Below are 820 nucleotides of genomic sequence, written 5' to 3'. Positions count from 1 at the left end.
GGTGTCTTTTGCCAATTGAGGGTGCAGTTCAAAACTCATTGTGGATATCCGATTCATTTCAATTTGAATTAGTATACGTCAGATAAAACAAAAGGGTGACGCTTTCACGTCAACCTTTGCAATCATTCAGCTTGTGCTACTTAAGTTATCAACTTAAAAGCGGCTTACATGCGCTCTAGCGTTTCGATACCTAGTAGCGATAAACCTTGCTTGATGGTTTTCGCTGTTAGGGCTGCCAGTTTTAGACGGCTTTGCTTAACGGCTTCATCTTCTGCTACTAGAATTGGGCATGCTTCGTAGAAGCTTGAGAATTGACCCGCTAGTTCAAATAGGTAGCTACACATGATGTGCGGTTGGCCTTCACGAGCAACAGATTGAACGGCTTCTTCAAATTGTAGAAGTTTAGCGATAAGCGCTTTTTCTTTTTCGTCAGTGATTTGGATATCACCTTGAAGTTCATCCATCGCTACACCAGCTTTAGCAAAGATAGAGGCAACGCGAGTGTATGCGTATTGCATGTACGGCGCTGTGTTACCTTCAAACGCTAGCATATTGTCCCAATCGAAAACGTAGTCAGTCGTGCGGTGTTTAGATAGGTCAGAATATTTAACCGCTGCCATCGCAACTGTTTTAGAGATCTTCTCTTTCTCTTCAGCATCTAGCTCTGGGTTCTTAGATTCTATCAACTGTGCAGCACGAACTTCGGCTTCATCAAGAAGGTCCGCCAAACGAACCGTACCGCCCGCACGAGTCTTGAATGGTTTACCGTCTTTACCAAGCATCATGCCGAAAGCGTGGTGCTCAAGAGATACTGACTCAG

General features: G+C 44.4%; 1 protein-coding gene. It reads right to left on the bottom strand.

The window, feature by feature from the left end; genetic code table 11:
• Positions 1 to 164: 164 nt before the first annotated feature.
• Positions 165 to 820: arginine--tRNA ligase (argS, locus tag R7040_RS25670; protein ID WP_318097449.1), on the bottom strand; the 656-nt coding region annotated here is incomplete at its 5' end.

It is taken from the genome of Vibrio sp. 1069, from assembly GCF_033340555.1.
This window is presented reverse-complemented; position numbering and strand designations above follow the sequence as displayed.